A 17,066-nucleotide genomic window follows, 5' to 3' on the forward strand; every position below is an offset into this window, starting at 1 on the left:
TAGGAAATCTGTTAAACGGATTTGGATTTCCCCTCATCCATCCACACTTCCCCATCTTTATAAATCATTTGTTCAGGATAGCGCAGATTGATTACTTCCTCCTGAATCTTTTGGGATGGAGCCTCGGTGGCCTTCGATACAATGATATTGGTCAAGAAGGCTGCTGCTGCCCCAAATACGCCCGCTCCTGTATCTATAATGCCCAGGATAGTGAAACCGCCGTATTTTGCGGCAAAGATATAAGCCAAAGTCACACCCAGACCGACAAGGAGCCCGGAGATAACACCTTTAGCATTGGACCGCTTCCACCAGACGCCAAGAACGAGCGCCGGAAAGAAGGTTCCTGTTGCAAGAGCGAAGGCCCAGGCGACAATCTGGGTAATGGCCCCCGGCGGATTCAAGGCGATCAGGCCTGCCAGAAGCGTGGCGACCACAATGGACCAGCGGGCAACACTGAGCCTTGTTTTTTCCGTGGAATTAGGCTTCCAGACCCGATAGAAAATATCATGTGCAAATGAAGATGAAATGGCGATCATCAGCCCGCCCGCTGTGGACAGGGCAGCTGCCATGGCGCCGGCTGCAACAAGGCCGATGACGAATACGCCGAGATTGGCAATCTCGGGTGTTGCCATGACGACGATATCATTTGAGATGATCAGCTCACTCCACTGCAGGATGCCGTCCCCATTGCCATCGGCAAGCTGCAGCTTCCCTGTGTCAACCCATGTTTTAGTCCACGCCGGAAGCTCGCTGATGCTGCTGCCGGCAACCTTTGTCATCAGGATAAAACGTGAAAAAGCAGCATAAGCCGGGGCAGAAAGATAAAGCAATCCGATGAAGAGCAGAGCCCAGGCCCCTGACCAGCGGGCTGCCTTCATTGTAGAAACCGTATAAAAGCGGACAATCACGTGCGGCAGTCCGGCTGTTCCCGCCATCAGTGTGAACATGAGGGCAAGGAACTGCCATTTAGTCCCGTTCGTAAACGGAGCGAAATATTCGGAGATTCCAAGCTCCCTGTCAAGCTCACCCATCTTGCCGACGAGCTCGCCGTATGAAATCCACGGAAGCGGATTATTGGTAAGCTGCAGGGACATAAAAATAACAGGGATCAGATAGGCAATGATCAGGATGATATATTGCGCTACCTGTGTCCAGGTAATTCCCTTCATCCCGCCGAAAGCGGCATAAAAGGCGATCAGCACTACCCCAATCATAGTACCGAGTTTGGCATCGATCTCAAACAATCGGCCGATTACCACGCCGGAGCCTGACAGCTGGCCAATGGAATAGGTAAATGAGATAACGATTGTACAGATGGCGGCGATGACCCTTGCTGTATGGCTGTTATAGCGGTCGCCGATAAACTCCGGAACAGTATAGCGCCCATACTTGCGCAGCTGCGGCGCCAATAGGAACGTCAAGAGCAGGTAGCCGCCCGTCCAGCCCATAATATAGGCGAGACCATCGTAGCCGAGCAGCATGATCGTACCGGCCATCCCGATAAAGGAAGCTGCACTCATCCAGTCGGCGCCGATTGCCATTCCATTGAAAATCGGCGGGACACCGCGCCCTGCGACATAAAAATCCGAGGTGGCACGCGCCTTATTATAGACGGCAATACCGATATATAAAGCAAATGTAGCCAGAATAATTGATAAAGAGACCAAAAACTGTGTATCCATGTAATCCCCCTTAAGGTTTCTATCTACACAAAAGCATTTTAGTGGTCCAGCACATTCCCAGAACTGATCTGTTCGTTTTTATCCTCATCAATCCCATACTTGCGGTCAATCGAATCACTTAGTTTCGCATTCACAAATAAAAGAATGATAAACGTAATGACCGCTCCCTGTGCACCCATGAAATAATGGAACGGGAAGCCGTTGATCGTCATTTCGCTGAGCGGCTCTGCAAATAGCACTACCCCGTAGGAAACGATGAACCAGATAGCAAAATAGATGATCATGTTTCTCGTTTTTTCGCGAAAATAACTGTCTGCAGTTGCCTTATCAATTTTTTTCAAACTTTTGCACCTCGCAATTAATGGATTTACCCTCATATGGAAGCGTGTTCATTTATCGGCTCAATTCCCTCCTTATAAAAAGTTATATTCTAATCGGCCTGCCGCCATAAGGGATGGCAGGTCCGGATCAGCTGAGGCTGAAAATAAACTTGATGGTATCGAGAAACGGTGCAGGGACCAGGATGATTTGTACGAGGAAGTAAACGAATATCCCCAGAAAAGGAATTGCAAGGAAGATGGGCTTCTTCTGTCGCAGCGCAAGAAAAAGGCAGAATGCTGTCAATAGCAGCACAATCATAAGAGTCGGCAAATGGTTACCCCCAATGCTGTTGAATTAAAAGACTAAATTTTATGAAAATTTTAACTATATTATCACTTGAAACTCTCTCGGGGTCAAGATATTTTGGCAGACATATTTTCTGCTAGTCTCCCAAAAATAAAAAAGGGGACAAAATCTGTCCCCCTACAAAGCCTCTATCATCAGTTTTACTGCTTCCTGCAAATCGCAGTCAGACCAGCTTGGCAGGCTGCGTTTGCTTTTGGCGGCGAGCTGGTGGGAGGCCGGTATGTGGATGAATCCGGCCGGAATCTCCCTCCCGCTCGCCTTTATTGCATGCAGGATGGTGTACATAACGTTATTGCATAAGTATGTTCCTGCTGTATTTGAGATTTCAGCCGGCAGACCGTTCTCTTTTAATCTGTTAACCATCTTCCTGATTGGAAGTGTGGAGAAATAGCCGTCCGGCCCTTCCTCTTCGATCGGCGAATCTTCCAGTCTTGCTCCGCTGTTGTCAGGTTCACCGTCGCGGCAGTTGATGGCGATCCGCTCTGGTGTAATGCTGTTCCTGCCTCCCGCAAGGCCGAGCGAGATGACAGCATCCGGCTGGTGCTCATGGTAAGCTTCCAATATTTTTACCGGTGATTCTTTGAATTCGACAGGGAGAAGGACTCCGATGATTTCATAGTCTCCGATCTTTTTTCCATTCAGGGCTTCAACAACCTTTTCCGTCGGGTTGATCGGAAATTCCAAAAAGGGCTCAAAGCCTGTCAAAAGCAATTTCTTCATCATGCTCCTCCTTTACCAGCTGGCAATCGTTCCGTCTGTGCGCGGCTCTGTCCCGCCTGTCAGCACGCCTGTTTCCGGGTTTCGGGTAATAACCTGCCCCCGCCCGAAGCCGCCTGAGTCGTGGGCCACCTTGATTTCATGCCCTTTGGCGGCAAGCTGCTTCACGAGATGGTTTGGCATTGCATATTCAACCTCTATCTTATTGCCTTCAGTCCATTGCCAGCGCGGCGCATCAAGGGCTGCCTGCGGATTCAGGTTGAAGTCAATCAGGTTCATGGCTACCTGTACATGGCCCTGCGGCTGCATGTATCCGCCCATTACGCCGAACGGCCCCACTGCGTCGCTGCCTTTTGTGATAAAGCCAGGGATGATGGTATGATAGGTCTTCTTGCCGGGTGCAAGGGCATTTTCATGGTTTGGATCAAGGGAGAAATCATGCCCCCGGTTCTGCAGCCCGATTCCGGTGCCTGGCACCACCACTCCTGATCCGAAGCCCATATAATTGCTCTGGATAAACGAAACCATATTGCCTTCCCCATCCGCAGTAGACAGATAGACAGTGCCGCCCTTTGGCAGGGAGCCCGGCTCTGGAAGGCGCGCTTCGCCCGTAATTTTTCTGCGTGCTGCCTCGGCATATTCCTCTGAGAGAAGGTCTTCTACTTTCGTTTTCATAAAGTCAGGGTCTGTGATATAAGTCTTGCCGTCTGTAAACGCCTGCTTCATCGCTTCCAGCTGCAGATGGAGCTGTGCCGAATCTTCACGATGGGTGAACTCATAGCCTTTTAAAATATTCAGGGCCATCAGTGCTACCAGTCCCTGGCCATTCGGCGGGATTTCCCAAATATCGTACCCGCGGTAGTTAACAGAAATCGGGTCCACCCATTCAGCTTTATAGCCTTCCAGATCCTCTTTGGAAAGGAAGCCTCCGCCCTCTTCAGATGCCTTGGCAATCTTATCGGCAATTTCGCCGCGGTAAAAGCTTTCAGCGTTCGTTTCTGCAATCGCTTCGAGCGTTCTTGCGTGGTCCTCAGACTTCCACATTTCACCGATTTCCGGAGCCTTGCCATTCGGTGCGAAAACCTTGAACCATTCTTCATATTCAGGGCCGGTAAAGCGCTTTTTATAAATTTTATGTGCACCTGTCCAATATTTCCCGAGAATCGGGGATACAGGGTAGCCATAACGTGCATAGTCGATGGCCGGCTGGAGCACCTCTTTTAATGGCAGGCGGCCAAACCGCTTGGACAGCTCTGCCCATGCAGAAGGAGCACCAGGCACGGTGACAGGCACCCAGCCGTGAGATGGCATGGTTTCATGGCCCTTCTCCTTTACTTTCTCAATGCTGATGCTCTGAGGTGATGGTCCGCTTCCGTTCAAACCGTACAGTGAATCATTCGTCCAAACAAGCGCAAAAGCATCGCCGCCTATCCCGTTTGAAGTCGGCTCTACGACCGTCAGGCAGGCAGCAGTCGCAATTGCCGCATCAATGGCGTTTCCGCCTTTTTTCATTATGTCGAGCCCAGCCTGGGCAGCAAGGGGCTGGGAGGTCGCAACCATCCCGTTCCGCGCAATTGAAGCCATCCGCTGTGACTGATATGGATATGTAAGATTTGAAGACAAATTCTTTTCCCCCTCTATTGACGGTGCCAGGCACCAGCTAGGCAAAACCTTCGCCTTGCGAAATATTATACCAGAGAAAAGGGGGAAATGTCGAAAAATTTTGAATGAGTGAGTATTCTGTTGAATGGTTTGGACCGGGCAGGTCAGTGCAGGGGAGAATTTAGATGGCGATAGGCCATCGGAGGGTCGGAAATTGCGTTTATTAGCAACTTTTTCCTGATATTAGCAACTTTTTCTTTTTATTAGCAACTTTCCGGATATATTAGCAACTTCCCCATTTTATTAGCAACTAGCCCAAAAGAGCAGCCAGCCCCGGCATTCGAGCCAGCAAGCCAAGCCAACTCCTCACCAACAACAAAAAAACCCGCCTTCATCAGGGCGGGCCTTCTCATTCCTATTAAGCGTTTTCGCTGTTCAGGCTGGCGTCAGATGAATCTGTGGACTCTTCTTCCTGATCTCCGGAATTGTTTTTGTCCTGATCTTCTTTATCGCCTGCATTTTTGTCTTCTTTATCTTCTGCTGCTTTATCGTCTTCAGCAGCTTTTTTCTCATCTGCTGGTTCTTCTGTTCCAGTTGCTGCATCGTCGGCTTCTTCACCTTCAGCTGATGCATCGCTGTCATTTTCTTCAGCAGCACCGCTGTCGTCGGCTGCACCTGTGTTATCAGTCGGTGTAGCTTCCTGAAGCGCACTCAATGGCTTATTGAAGTAGTCAAGCGGGTTGACAGGTACATTGTCCTTGCGGATTTCAAAGTGTACATGGACGCCTGCTTCTTCGTTAAATAGGCTTTGGCCGGCTTTCGCAAGAGCTTGTCCTTGTTCAACCTGGTCGCCTTGTTTTACACTTACATCTGTAACAGATTGATATTGTGTTACAATACCTTTGTCATGCTCGATTTCGATGACATTGCCTAATAGCGCATCTTCATCCACTCTAGTCACAGTTCCGCTCAGGGCTGCTTTCACTTCGAAGGATTCGCCATCTTTTTGGGCGATATCAATTCCAGTGTTCGGATGGTACGTATTATTGTAGAAAACCAATGCTGCTTCCTGTTCTTCTTTCTTGCCTGTGTAATCATAGAACTGCTTTTGGATTTCAACTGAATCCTGGTCGGCTACCGGCATTACAAAGTTTTCCATTGAGCGGGTAACTTCTACTGATGGCTCATCGTATTTCTTCTCGGCAACATCAGTATCGCTGTAATCATACTCATCTGTCGCATTGTTCGAGTTTTGATACCAAAGAACCGCGGTTAGAATGATTGCTGCGCTCGCCAGATAGATAGCCGGGAATGCCCACCTTTTTTTCATAAAGCGCTTGAAACCTGAATCTTGAGAAGATCGTTGCTTTTCTTCCTCTCTCATTTATCATCACCTCAGCAATCATTCTGAACAGATTGAGGGTTTTATATACATACCGGAAAAAAATTTTTTAATGCTTATTTTTCGACAAAGCTCTCCGCTTTATGCATGAAACATCAAAATAAATTTCAGGAGAAAAATAATGAAAATGATTATACGAATTCTGCCCTTCTTATATATGGGGCTGATCTGGTTTTTATCGGGCATGCCATCTGATGCCGTTGTTGCTTTGCCTGACTCTGAGGTTGACCGTTTCTGGAAGGAATCGATGCATCTGATTGAATTTGCCATCCTTTATTTCCTGCTGGTGCTGGCCTTTTTAACTGGCGGAAACTTCACTAAGAAGCTCAATATCACCCTGGCAGCCATTGCTGCCCTGTATGGCGTTACAGACGAGATCCATCAATCCTTCATACCGGCACGGTCTTCTTCTCTGATCGATGTAGCCAAGGACTGGATTGGCGTGGCTGTGTCTTATTATCTTGTCTATCAGGCCAGGTTCGGCGGACGCTTCAAACTGCTTGCCAGCTTTTTAAAAAGAATAGAGAATATAAAAAAATAGGAATGGGGTCAGGCCCCAGTCCTATTTTTGTGCGGTTATTTTTGTCAATGCCTGCTCGGCTGAGGCAATTTCGACGCCTTTATAATAGTATGTGACGATATCCTTGAAGGTTTTCCCTTCTGCTGCCATCCCGTTTGCTCCGTATTGGCTCATACCGACACCGTGGCCGAAACCTTTCGTGGTGATGACAATATTATTGCCCTTGCGCTCCCACGTGAAATCGGTGGACCTGAGTCCGAGATCTGTGCGAATCGTTGTACCCTCCAGAACCTTTCCGTTAATATCCACCTTGCCGACCCTCTTTCCGGCCGTTCTTTCAATAACGGTGCCAATCGTGTTGTCAGCAGGCAGCTTTACGCCGAGCTTTGCTTCAAATTCTGCGACAGTGATCTCTTTCTGTGCCTGGTACTTAGGTGTCCCTACATCCCATGGGCTTTCCACACTTTTCAAATATGGCATGGCATTGGACCACACTTCTTCCGAGCTTTCGGTATACCCGTTTGCCGTGGAGAAGAATTGGGCTTCAATCGGTTTGCCTTCATATGTCAGGATCTGTCCGCTCGTTTCGCTCACGGCCTCTTTGATCTTTTTAATCTTCCAGCTGTAATCCTTTTGCCAGATTTTTTTCAGCTCAGCCTCATTCTTATAGACCTGATGGTTCTCCGTATCCGTTACGATCGCTCCATCCGGCAGCCCGTCTGTCACCTTGCCCAACATCTGCCTGACAATATAGGTCCTGGCTGTCAGTGCCTGTGCCTTCAGTGCTTCTTTTTCAAAGTCGGCAGGCATTTCAGAGGCCACCACCCCGACTACATAATCTTCAAGAGGAAGCGTTTCTACTTTTTTGGCCATCGTGCGGTATACAGACACGTCAATTGCCGGTCCGGCAGGCTTGGCAGCTGCTGGCGGCTTTTCCTGCTGCTGGAGTTCTTCGCCCAGCTTGCCGCTGACTTTCGCATCCTTGAATGGGAGGACGAGCAATGTCGGGATCATCAGGGTTGTTACGAGCAGTAGGGCGGATAGTAGTAGGATCGGTTTAAATTTAATCATGAATTATGCCTCCATATCGAATGATTGTCAAATAACCAACTGGCCATCTCCATTCATTCATATGGCTGTGGACAAGCTTTTATGACAAGAATCCTCAGATGGGAGAAGGGTTTTGCCTTGAGACCAGGCCGGTATTAAGAATAGATTACATTCAGCATGATCAGTCGTAAAAACAGCTCCGCTGCATAAAATCAAAAAACCGCAGAACCTTATCGTCGGATATCAGACAACAAGGTTCTACGGTTTTTCGAAAGATTTCGGGAGCTTTATTAAGCATTCATATCTGTTACGAAAGTTTCTTCGGTAATGGTTTCTTCCACTTCTGTGATGCGCTCGATGTCAGCGCCAAGAGCTGCCAGTTTGTTGTGGAAGCCGACATAGCCGCGGTCAAGGTGCTTAAGCTCTGTTACGCGGGTAACGCCGTCAGCGACCAGGCCAGTCAGAATCAGGGCTGCTGCTGCGCGAAGATCGGTTGCTGCAACTTCTGCTCCCTGCAGATTGGATGGACCATTCATGACAACGGAACGACCTTCAATTTTTACTTCAGCATTCATCCTGCGGAATTCCTCTACATGCATGAAGCGGTTTTCGAATACCGTTTCAGTGATCATGCTGGTTCCTTTTGCACGAAGCAAGAGGGCCATCATCTGGGACTGCATGTCAGTCGGGAAGCCAGGGTGAGGCATTGTCTTGATATCAACAGCCTTCAGCTTGTCAGGACCGATGACACGGACTCCTTCGCCTTCCTCGATGAAAGTGACACCCATTTCCTCCATTTTGGCAATCAGGGATGTCATGTGTTCCGGAACTGCATTCTGTACCAGCACATCTCCGCCTGTGATAGCAGCTGCTACCATGAAGGTTCCTGCCTCGATGCGGTCAGGGATGATGTTATGGACTGCTCCGAAAAGCACGTCAACACCCTCGATCTTGATTGTACCTGTACCTGCACCTTTTACTTTTGCCCCCATTTTATTGAGGAAGTTAGCGAGGTCAACAATTTCAGGCTCTTTTGCAACGTTCTCGATGATTGTTGTGCCCTTTGCAAGGGTTGCAGCCATCATGATGTTTTCAGTTGCCCCAACGCTTGGGAAGTCCAGGTATATTTTTGCTCCCTGAAGGCGGTCTTCTACTTCCGCTTCAATGAAGCCATTTCCTACTTTCACCTTAGCACCCATGGCTTCAAAGCCTTTCAGGTGCTGGTCGATAGGACGTGATCCGATGGCACAGCCTCCTGGCAGTGCGACACGGGCACGGCCGTTGCGCGCAAGCAATGATCCCATTACGAGTACAGATGCGCGCATTTTGCGAACATATTCAAACGGTGCCTCAACCTTAAGCTCTCTTGATGCATCCACGATGACTTCGTTATTTTTAAACTCCACTTCGGCGTTTAAATAGCGTAACACTTCATTGATGGTATATACATCGGAGAGAGTCGGCACATCACGAATTACGCTTTTCCCATCACTTGCTAACAGTGTAGCGGCGATAACAGGCAAGACAGCATTTTTTGCTCCTTCTACTTTAACAGTACCGCTTAGCCTTTTTCCGCCGCGGACGATGATTTTTTCCAAAGTGTATTCCCCTCCGCGTCCAATTTCTCTATATTAATATTCAATCGTAATGATTGGTGTTCCAACTACAAGGGTAGTCTTTCCGCCCAATCCTTGAGTTCTTAATCCAATTTGTAAATTCATCTCATCATTGTTGCTTTCAATCGACCCGGCAAACATTGGAGAATACGCCGATGTTGATATAAAAGAACTTTCTTTTAATGACTCAATTTCCTTTGCATCAAAAGCTTTCATCAATTCATTTACATTATCAGGCAAAGTCTTTTTCATCTTATCACCGAACTCGCCTTTAATACAAGAGAAAATTGTGGCATTTCCACGAAATATGTCGGAGAGCTTATCGGAAAGTTCCTCTTTAAGGAAGGTCTCCGTTTCCTTCCCCCAGCCATGGCCTGTGGCCTCATAAATTAAATACGTATGAGCCTTGCCATTTGTGAGGGTCGTTAGAATTTTTATGCTCTCTTTTTTATTTCCGTCTGCCTGAAAAACCGCTGTATACTCGGCTTTATCCTTGCTGGAGCTTGATGTCCACTCCCAATCCGGATAATCTGCCTTCAATTTTCCGGCAAGCGTTTCGGCGTCCCGAAGATTTTCGACATTTTCCATATTTTTTCTTGCATGAATCGTCCAGTCTTGAATCAAAATATCTTTGTTTTGAAGAACTGAGGCCATAGTCAATAGGTCATGCTTTCCGAAAGCTACAGTCGTCTTATTCCCAAGGTTTATAGTGACAAAACCAATAATAGCGATAATTGCAAAATAAAGTGTAAACTTTTTCATCCTGTATCTCACTCCCCTTACTACCATTGTTGCCAAGCTGGGAGAGAGCATACCAGGGAAAAGTCGTCACTTTTTGACAAGTGCAGAAGCCGGAAAGCTCACATTATGTGTATACGTGACTTTTTTCACAAAAGTGCGCATATGTATTTGCAGCAAGCAAGCTGCTGACATACAAAAAAGATTTTACTAAGTTTCCTGCTGTAATGGAACATGCGTGAAGACCTATATTTCGCTTCTTGCGCTACTTAACTCATCTTTATTGGAGAATGAGCGGCAGCTGCTGCGACCATAGCAGATAGTCGAGGAAAAAATTGCTGACAATCGATCCAATGACGATGGAAAGCATGACGAACAGCACTCTTGCCTGGAACACATGATGGGCTCTCAGAAACTTTTCATAGTTGACTGACTGCAGTGCCCACCAGGCAATCGCAATGAAAAACAAGTGTGAGATGATGCTTAGTAATGCCTGCTGGCCGAAGCCTGAAATCATTTGGCAATCCCCCTAGAAACTTTCATTCAGTACTTAGATTTTAGCACCAATCGCTTCGTAAATAAATTGATTGGAGCCATTATTCCAAATGACAGACGAATGTCTCCATTCATTTGACGTAAGCTCCCCTGCAAAGGTTACATTCTTTTAGGAAAAAAATAAAAAGGAAGGCCGGCGCCTTTCACCAGCCTCCACTTCTTCTCATTGCAGGAAATCAGCAAATTGATTGAAGTTGCTTTGCAGAAAATCAATGGCCAGGTTTGGCAGGATCCCAAACACAATGACCGCACAGGCACAGACGCCGATAACAATGGATACGGAAGCAGGCTGGGCCGGCTTCTCCTGGTTTGCTGCAGGCCGGAAGAACATCTGCGTCAGGATTCCAAAATAATAATAGTAGGAAACAACGGTTGCGGCAATCATGATCGACACGAGCACATAGTGGGCCGGCTCTGTCATGAGGGCGCCTGTAATGATATTCAGCTTTCCGATAAACCCTGCAGTCCCCGGGATGCCTGCTAAAGAGAGGATGAATATCCCCATTGCGGCAGCAAGCAGAGGCGACTTTTTATAAAGGCCGGAAAAAATGCTGATGTCTTCTGATCCTGCTTTTTCAGAAACAGCCTGGATGACCGCAAAAGCCCCGAGGCTCATCAGCAGATAGGCGCCCAGATAGAACCACAGCGAGTCGAACATGAATACTGATGCAGCCGAGATGGCGACAAATATATAGCCGGCATGGGCGATGCTTGAGTAGGCAAACAGCCGCTTGATATTACGCTGCCTCAGGGCAATCACATTCCCGGCGATCATGGTTGCGCCTGCAAGGAAGGCTATATAATCCTGGACCTTAATAATGAGAGGCAGCGAGCCCGGCCCTTCTGACGGTGCAGACAGGGCTATGACGAGCACCACCCGTGCGATCAGTACAAACCCTGCTGTTTTTGAAACCGCACTCAGGAAAGCAGTAACCGGAAGCGGCGCTCCCTGATAAACGTCCGGCGCCCACATATGGAAAGGCACAGACGCTATCTTAAAAGCAAGTCCTGTCAGAATCATGAAAAAGGCCAGACCGATAAGGTACAGGTACTGGGATTCAGTGATGGTTGACAGTGCCAGTCCGATATCCTTCAAATTGGTTGTGCCTGCAATTCCGTACAAATAGCTCATCCCAAATAAAGTGATCGCAGTGGAAATCCCGCCATTGATGACATATTTCATAGCCGATTCATTGGACTGCAGATTCCTTTTCTGCATGCCGGCCAGTATATAGGAAGAAATCGACAGCAGCTCGAGCCCTGTGAAAAGGGTGATCAGGTCCCCGCTTGAAGACATCATCATCGCCCCAAGAAGCGCCGTTAGAAAGAGATAATAAAACTCTCCCCTGTATTCCTCCAGCCCCTCTTTCCCTCTATATCCGAGAGCGAGCAGCATGACAAAAGCGGAGCCGATCAGGAGCAGAAGCTTGAATGCCTTGGCAAACGAATCGAGGCGGAAGGTGTCAAAAAGGATTGATTCCGTCTCATTCCCAAGCAGGCCAAGAAGGGCAGCCAGTGCTCCTAGAATGCCTGCTAATGCAAGCCAGCCAAGGATCTGCCTGTTCTTCCTGGAGGGCATGAACAGATCGAGCAAAGTTAAGATCGCTGTGCTGCCGAGGATGATGAATTCCGGTGTCATCAAGAGCCAATTATATGAAAGCAATGTTTCCAGATCCATCCTTCATCACCCTCCCATTCCTGGCAAAATCGTTTCCAGCACCGGCTGGAGCGGCCCGCTGATGGCGAACGGATACACGCCGATCAGGACGATGGCCCCAACCAGGATCACCGCCGGCATCAATTCCAATGCTTTAAGGTCCGTAGCGTTCCCATAGTCGGACCTCGCTTCCCCGAACGTCATTCCAAGGACTGCCCTCAGAAGATAGACAGCTGTCAGGATGATGCCCAGTGCGGCAACAGCAGCCACTGCCGGCCGGTTTTCAAACAGGCCGAGAAAGGCCATGAATTCACTGATAAATCCGGACATGCCGGGCATTCCGAGCGAAGCCATCGCCCCGGCAAGCAGGAAGCCGGCCGCAAGCGGCATCTGCCGGGAAAGCCCGCCAAGCTTCTTGATGGAGGAGGTCTCGACCCGCTCATATAAAGACCCGACAAGGTAGAACAACAGTGCAGAAATCAGGCCATGGGACACCACTTGAAAAATAGCCCCCTGTACGCCCGCTTCATTTAATGCGCCTAATCCGATTAGGACGATCCCCATATGGGAAATAGAAGAATAGGCAAGCACTTTCCTGAAATCATCCTGGATAAAAGCAAGGAATGCCCCATACAGGAGATTGACTGCACCGAGTATGCTAATCAGCAGGCCAAGCTGCTGGAATTGCTCCGGAAAAAATCCGAGGCCAAAGCGGATGAGGCCGAAAGCCCCGATCTTCAGCAGGATGCCGGCATGCAGCATCACAACCGAGGGCGGCGCCTCTGCATGGACACGGACCATCCAGCTGTGAAGCGGAAAAATCGGCAGCTTGACGCCGAATGCAATCAGGAGGGCAATGAACAGCCCCAGCTTCAGCTCCTCAGAGAATGGCGAAATGGCCTGTGCTCCCCCCTGCATGACGATTTGAAGCTCTTCAATATTGGCTGTTCCAGTCCTGGCAAACAAGACAATAAACACGATCAGCAGGATGGCTGAACCGAGGCCATTGTAGATCAGAAAGCTGAAGGCTGCTTTCTCTTTTTCAAACAATCCCCATTTTCCGATCAGAAAGAACATCGGGATAAGCGTTATTTCAAAAAACAGGAAGAATAAGAATAGATTCTCTGCGGCGAAAACACCAAGCATCCCTGTTTCCAGCAGAAGGAAAAGCATAAAATACCCTTTCCATTCTTTAGTGATCCGGAATGATGCAGCCGCAGCGAGCAATGCAAGCAGGCTGGTGAGCAGGATCATGATCAACGAGAAGCCATCAGCCCCGAGTTCATAGCCAATTTTAAAATAATCGCCAACCAGATCAGGATGGCCAAATTGGAACCAGTCTGCTCTTTCATCCAGCTCTTCCAGCCCTGCCCCTGAATGGTACGTAAGGTAGGCAGCAAGGGAGAGAATGGCAGCCGGCAATGCTGCGGCGAGCCCTATCCACTTTATCGCCCTTTCTCTGTCCTTTGGCACAAATAGGAGCACAAGCAGCCCTGCTAACGGGGAGAACACCAGCACAGATAGGTAATAAGGAAATGTCATTTAAAGAACCCCCCTGTCAGAGCAAACACAGCTGTCAGGATGGCAAGGCCAATAAAGGCGGCTGCCCCATAAGTCTGTACCTGCCCATCCTGGAGCCTGGAGCCTGCTTTTCCAAGGCCCTGCACAGCAGAACCTATTCCTTTTACAGCTCCTTCTACAATGAAAGTCTCGATATAATGAAGGAAAAGGCTGAATACCTTCATTCCCTGTACAATGCTGAGCCGGTAAAATTCGTCCACATAAAATTTATTCAGCAGGATGCTGTGGGCAGAAGGCATATAGCTGCTGAGCCAGGTGCGCGATACCGTCCTCCTGCCGTACATCAGCCAGGCAAGTATGATGCCGGCAAGTGAAACGGCCGTCGCCGCAATCATGATCCAGACGGGTGCCTCAATATGGCCATGTCCCAACAGGTCATTGCCCTCTGTCAGCCATTCGCCGAGGAAGGAGCCGAACCATGGGGTATTCACATAGCCTGCAAAAATAGCCAATATTCCCAGCACAATCATCGGGAAGGTCATCACACCCGGTGATTCATGAACATCTACTGTTTTTGTCCGCGGCTCGCCGGCAAAGACCATGAAGAACAGCCGGAACATATAAAAAGCGGTGAAAAAGGCGGCCAGCAATGCGAGCCAGAACAGGACAGTATGTCCGTGCACCCAGGCAGATGCCAGTATCTCATCTTTGCTGAAGAAGCCGGAAAACAGCGGCACACCGCTGATGGAGAGTGTCCCGATCAAAAACAGCGGCGCGGTCAGCTTCATTTTTTTCCATAAGCCGCCCATCTTCTCAATATCCTGTGTATGGACTGCATGGATGACGCTCCCTGCCGCAAGGAAAAGAAGCGCTTTGAAAAAAGCATGTGTCATCAGGTGGAACACCCCGGCCGTGTAGCCGGCAGATCCGAGGGCAAGCATCATATAGCCAAGCTGGCTGACAGTCGAATAGGCCAGCACCCTTTTGATATCATTCTGAACAAGACCGATGAGGGCGGCAAACACAGCTGTCCCTCCCCCAATGACTGCGACCGTGAATAATGCTGTTTCGCTGGCTGCAAATAGAGGGAAAAGCGCAGCAACCAGATACACACCAGCTGCCACCATTGTTGCAGCATGGATGAGAGCAGAAACCGGCGTCGGCCCCTCCATCGCATCCGGAAGCCAAGTATGGAGCGGGAACTGTCCTGATTTTCCAACGGCCCCGATAAAAATCAGGATTGCAGTCAGCGTGATCATCCCTTCAGAGATGGCACCTTCCGCTATTGCAGCAAAAATCTCGTCATACTCAAAGCTTCCTGTCTGCCAGAAAAGCAATATAAGTCCGATCAGCAGGCCGACATCGCCGATCCTTGTCATGATGAAGGCTTTCTTGGCGGCCTGCTTTGCTTCATTTTTGTAAAAATAGAAGCCGATCAGCAGGAAGGAGCCGAGACCGACAAGCTCCCAGAAAATATAGGTCTGCAGGAGGTTGGGCGACAGGACCAGTCCAAGCATCGCAAAGGTAAAAAGCCCAAGGTACGCGTAAAAGATATGGAACCTCCCGTCCCCCTGCATATAACCTTTTGAATACATATGTACAAGAAAACTTACCAGAGACACAATGATCAGCATTAATGCGTTCAATTGATTGACTTCATACCCCGCTGTGATCTGCAGTCCGCCGATCTTAAGCCAGACTCCTTCCGCCTTGAAACTTGGAGAGGCAAATCTGTCAAACAGGACGAACAGGGATAATACAAAGGAGGCAAGGCTTAAGATCATCCCGATATAGGCGCTCGCTTCCTTGAGCCTCCTGCCGAAAAGCAGGAGTATGACAAATGACAACAGCGGGAAAAGCGGTATGATCCATGCACTTTCCATCAATATCACGATCCCCTTTGGCACACCGCAAGCCGGCATGCTGGATGGAGGCGGGCAGCAGGCAGCGTGTATCCATTCGTCTGCCGGGCACAGCCTCTTTCTATCTGTTTGTTCCGATCCAGCGGACATCCGCTGATTTTTCCCAAGAGCTAATGTTTCATCGTATCCATTTCATCAATATTGACAGTCCTGCGGCTCCGGTAAAGAGAAATGAGGATGGCGAGGCCGACCGCCGCTTCCGCTGCGGCGACAGCAATGGCAAATAAGGCGAATACCTGTCCGGTGATCGACGGGACCATCCCAAATTTGCTGAACGCGACAAGATTGATATTGACCGCGTTCAGCATCAGCTCGATGGAAATGAGGACGATGACGGTATTCCGTTTCGTAAGAGCCCCGTATAATCCGATGCAAAATAAGATGAGTGCCAGCGCAAGATAGGCTGAAACAGGTACACCTGTCATCTTTCATCCCCCTCCGTTTCCCCATCATCCTTCCTCGCCAGGACAATTGCCCCGACTAAGGCAACCAGGAGCACTACTGATGTCAGTTCAAAAGGAATGACAAATTCGGAGAATAAGCTGATCCCGATTTGCTCTGTATTGTTTTCATGAAGCAGTGCCTCCTGTTCCGGGAACTCCAGGTTGTAGATGCCGATATACACACTGAAGGCAAAGGCAAGGATGGCCAGAAATAATAGAATTCTGCGCAGGCGGCCGGCTTTCTGCCCGCTCTCGTCATTGTGGCGGGTAAGCATGATGCCAAACAGCATGATAATCGTGATGGCACCCGAGTAGATCAGAACCTGGACAACAGCAATGAATTCAGCAGACAAAAGGATATAAATGCCGGCTATGCTGATAAAAGTAAAGACAAGCGCGACCACCATATGGACCACTTTTTCAAGGTTGATCAGCAGAATGCCCCCTGTCACTGCAGCGATCGCCAGCCCTAAAAAGGCAAGCAGCTCTCCTGAAAATGTCATGCTTTATTCACCTGCCGTATGTTTTCATCATTTTCATCAAGCCATTCAAGGTTTTTGAACAGCTCATCCCGGCTGTATTCTGCCAGCTCAAAGTTATTGGTCATGATGATTGCCTCGGTTGGGCATACCTCTGTACATAGGTCGCATAAGATGCAGATCTCGAAATTGATGTCATATGTGTCAATGATTTTTCCTTTTTTCGCAGGGTCAGGGTGCTTCTTGCCTGTCAGCTGGATGCAATCTGTCGGGCAGATATTGGCGCATTGATTGCAGACGATGCATTTTTCCGGATAGAATTTCTGGATGCCCCTGAACCGGTCCGGGAGCAGGAGCGGCTCTTTCGGATAATTATAGGTGACTTTTTTTCTTGCCAGATTACTAAGGGTATATTTGAGTCCCTTTGCCAGTCCCAGCATGCTTTTTCACCCTTTCTATCAGTCTGGAATATAAG

The 17,066-nt window shown here is 48.8% G+C and carries 17 protein-coding genes; 2 read left to right on the forward strand and 15 right to left on the reverse strand.

The genetic code is table 11. The features are described from left to right. Positions 1-11: 11 nt before the first annotated feature. The 5 genes from ACQCVH_RS06860 to spoIIQ all read right to left on the reverse strand — a co-directional run bounded on the left by ACQCVH_RS06860 (position 12) and on the right by spoIIQ (position 6,072). A complete protein-coding gene (locus ACQCVH_RS06860; RefSeq protein WP_426835019.1) occupies positions 12-1,682 on the reverse strand; it encodes a sodium:solute symporter family protein in 1,671 nt (556 codons plus the stop codon). A gap of 38 nt (positions 1,683-1,720) precedes the next feature. Beyond that, positions 1,721-2,023: a DUF4212 domain-containing protein gene (locus tag ACQCVH_RS06865; RefSeq protein WP_426835020.1), complete on the reverse strand. Its 303-nt coding sequence runs from the start codon at positions 2,021-2,023 to the stop codon at positions 1,721-1,723. 463 nt (positions 2,024-2,486) lie between these two features. Continuing rightward, positions 2,487-3,089, reverse strand: a complete 603-nt coding sequence (gene pcp / locus ACQCVH_RS06870) for a pyroglutamyl-peptidase I (protein ID WP_426835021.1) — start codon at positions 3,087-3,089, stop codon at positions 2,487-2,489. A 12-nt stretch (positions 3,090-3,101) separates the two neighbouring features. Next, positions 3,102-4,670 (reverse strand): gamma-glutamyltransferase, encoded by a 1,569-nt coding sequence (gene ggt, locus ACQCVH_RS06875; RefSeq protein ID WP_426835414.1) that lies wholly within the window; start codon positions 4,668-4,670, stop codon positions 3,102-3,104. A gap of 436 nt (positions 4,671-5,106) precedes the next feature. Beyond that, a complete protein-coding gene (gene spoIIQ / locus ACQCVH_RS06880; protein WP_426835022.1) occupies positions 5,107-6,072 on the reverse strand; it encodes a stage II sporulation protein SpoIIQ in 966 nt (321 codons plus the stop codon). A gap of 139 nt (positions 6,073-6,211) precedes the next feature. On the opposite strand from spoIIQ, the gene ACQCVH_RS06885 reads away from it, so the two are divergent. Further along, on the forward strand, positions 6,212-6,631 hold the full coding sequence (locus tag ACQCVH_RS06885; RefSeq protein WP_426835023.1) for a VanZ family protein: 420 nt from the start codon (positions 6,212-6,214) through the stop codon (positions 6,629-6,631). 21 nt (positions 6,632-6,652) lie between these two features. On the opposite strand, the gene spoIID is transcribed toward ACQCVH_RS06885, so the two are convergent. The 7 genes from spoIID to nuoL all read right to left on the reverse strand — a co-directional run bounded on the left by spoIID (position 6,653) and on the right by nuoL (position 15,630). Next, entirely contained in the window at positions 6,653-7,681 is a 1,029-nt protein-coding gene (gene spoIID, locus ACQCVH_RS06890; protein WP_426835024.1) for a stage II sporulation protein D, read from the reverse strand. Between the two features lie 269 nt (positions 7,682-7,950). Next, complete coding sequence (gene murA / locus ACQCVH_RS06895) at positions 7,951-9,258, reverse strand: UDP-N-acetylglucosamine 1-carboxyvinyltransferase (protein WP_426835025.1); 1,308 nt, start codon at positions 9,256-9,258, stop codon at positions 7,951-7,953. A 33-nt stretch (positions 9,259-9,291) separates the two neighbouring features. Continuing rightward, positions 9,292-10,038, reverse strand: coding sequence for a YwmB family TATA-box binding protein (locus ACQCVH_RS06900; RefSeq protein WP_426835026.1), 747 nt, complete (start codon positions 10,036-10,038; stop codon positions 9,292-9,294). Positions 10,039-10,294: 256 nt separating this feature from the next. Continuing rightward, positions 10,295-10,531: a DUF1146 family protein gene (locus ACQCVH_RS06905; protein WP_009792651.1), complete on the reverse strand. Its 237-nt coding sequence runs from the start codon at positions 10,529-10,531 to the stop codon at positions 10,295-10,297. 201 nt (positions 10,532-10,732) lie between these two features. Next, a complete protein-coding gene (gene nuoN, locus ACQCVH_RS06910) occupies positions 10,733-12,247 on the reverse strand; it encodes an NADH-quinone oxidoreductase subunit NuoN (RefSeq protein ID WP_426835027.1) in 1,515 nt (504 codons plus the stop codon). Between the two features lie 6 nt (positions 12,248-12,253). Further along, positions 12,254-13,768 carry an NADH-quinone oxidoreductase subunit M gene (locus tag ACQCVH_RS06915; protein WP_426835028.1) on the reverse strand — a complete coding sequence of 505 codons (1,515 nt, stop codon included), beginning with the start codon at positions 13,766-13,768 and terminating at the stop codon, positions 12,254-12,256. Next, complete coding sequence (gene nuoL, locus ACQCVH_RS06920) at positions 13,765-15,630, reverse strand: NADH-quinone oxidoreductase subunit L (protein WP_426835415.1); 1,866 nt, start codon at positions 15,628-15,630, stop codon at positions 13,765-13,767. The genes ACQCVH_RS06915 and nuoL overlap by 4 nt, the downstream gene beginning before the upstream one ends. Here nuoL and ACQCVH_RS06925 point away from each other — a divergent pair. Then, complete coding sequence (locus ACQCVH_RS06925) at positions 15,611-15,766, forward strand: hypothetical protein (protein WP_426835029.1); 156 nt, start codon at positions 15,611-15,613, stop codon at positions 15,764-15,766. The two genes, nuoL and ACQCVH_RS06925, sit on opposite strands and share 20 nt — an antisense overlap. Positions 15,767-15,779: 13 nt before the next feature. On the opposite strand, the gene nuoK is transcribed toward ACQCVH_RS06925, so the two are convergent. From nuoK to nuoI, 3 genes are read right to left on the reverse strand one after another with little or no spacing between them, the layout of a single operon-like run. Beyond that, positions 15,780-16,094 carry an NADH-quinone oxidoreductase subunit NuoK gene (gene nuoK / locus ACQCVH_RS06930; RefSeq protein WP_426835030.1) on the reverse strand — a complete coding sequence of 105 codons (315 nt, stop codon included), beginning with the start codon at positions 16,092-16,094 and terminating at the stop codon, positions 15,780-15,782. Continuing rightward, complete coding sequence (locus ACQCVH_RS06935) at positions 16,091-16,615, reverse strand: NADH-quinone oxidoreductase subunit J (RefSeq protein ID WP_426835031.1); 525 nt, start codon at positions 16,613-16,615, stop codon at positions 16,091-16,093. The genes nuoK and ACQCVH_RS06935 overlap by 4 nt, the downstream gene beginning before the upstream one ends. Next, positions 16,612-17,031 (reverse strand): NADH-quinone oxidoreductase subunit NuoI, encoded by a 420-nt coding sequence (nuoI, locus tag ACQCVH_RS06940; protein WP_426835032.1) that lies wholly within the window; start codon positions 17,029-17,031, stop codon positions 16,612-16,614. Before nuoI ends, ACQCVH_RS06935 begins: the two co-directional genes overlap by 4 nt. Between the last annotated feature and the right edge of the window lie 35 nt (positions 17,032-17,066).

Source organism: Bacillus infantis, assembly GCF_050107595.1.
Lineage (GTDB): Bacteria > Bacillota > Bacilli > Bacillales > Cytobacillaceae > Bacillus_AB > Bacillus_AB infantis_C.

What these genes read in the sequence shown, in the direction of transcription:
- ACQCVH_RS06860 (WP_426835019.1), bottom strand. Translation starts at nt 1,682, where the DNA reads ATGGATACACAGTTTTTGGTCTCTTTATCAATTATTCTGGCTACATTT.
- pcp (WP_426835021.1), bottom strand. Translation starts at nt 3,089, where the DNA reads ATGAAGAAATTGCTTTTGACAGGCTTTGAGCCCTTTTTGGAATTTCCG.
- ggt (WP_426835414.1), bottom strand. Translation starts at nt 4,670, where the DNA reads ATGGCTTCAATTGCGCGGAACGGGATGGTTGCGACCTCCCAGCCCCTT.
- spoIIQ (WP_426835022.1), bottom strand. Translation starts at nt 6,072, where the DNA reads ATGAGAGAGGAAGAAAAGCAACGATCTTCTCAAGATTCAGGTTTCAAG.
- ACQCVH_RS06885 (WP_426835023.1), top strand. Translation starts at nt 6,212, where the DNA reads ATGAAAATGATTATACGAATTCTGCCCTTCTTATATATGGGGCTGATC.
- spoIID (WP_426835024.1), bottom strand. Translation starts at nt 7,681, where the DNA reads ATGATTAAATTTAAACCGATCCTACTACTATCCGCCCTACTGCTCGTA.
- ACQCVH_RS06900 (WP_426835026.1), bottom strand. Translation starts at nt 10,038, where the DNA reads ATGAAAAAGTTTACACTTTATTTTGCAATTATCGCTATTATTGGTTTT.
- ACQCVH_RS06905 (WP_009792651.1), bottom strand. Translation starts at nt 10,531, where the DNA reads ATGATTTCAGGCTTCGGCCAGCAGGCATTACTAAGCATCATCTCACAC.
- nuoN (WP_426835027.1), bottom strand. Translation starts at nt 12,247, where the DNA reads ATGGATCTGGAAACATTGCTTTCATATAATTGGCTCTTGATGACACCG.
- ACQCVH_RS06915 (WP_426835028.1), bottom strand. Translation starts at nt 13,768, where the DNA reads ATGACATTTCCTTATTACCTATCTGTGCTGGTGTTCTCCCCGTTAGCA.
- ACQCVH_RS06925 (WP_426835029.1), top strand. Translation starts at nt 15,611, where the DNA reads ATGATCCATGCACTTTCCATCAATATCACGATCCCCTTTGGCACACCG.
- nuoL (WP_426835415.1), bottom strand. Translation starts at nt 15,630, where the DNA reads ATGGAAAGTGCATGGATCATACCGCTTTTCCCGCTGTTGTCATTTGTC.
- nuoK (WP_426835030.1), bottom strand. Translation starts at nt 16,094, where the DNA reads ATGACAGGTGTACCTGTTTCAGCCTATCTTGCGCTGGCACTCATCTTA.
- ACQCVH_RS06935 (WP_426835031.1), bottom strand. Translation starts at nt 16,615, where the DNA reads ATGACATTTTCAGGAGAGCTGCTTGCCTTTTTAGGGCTGGCGATCGCT.
- nuoI (WP_426835032.1), bottom strand. Translation starts at nt 17,031, where the DNA reads ATGCTGGGACTGGCAAAGGGACTCAAATATACCCTTAGTAATCTGGCA.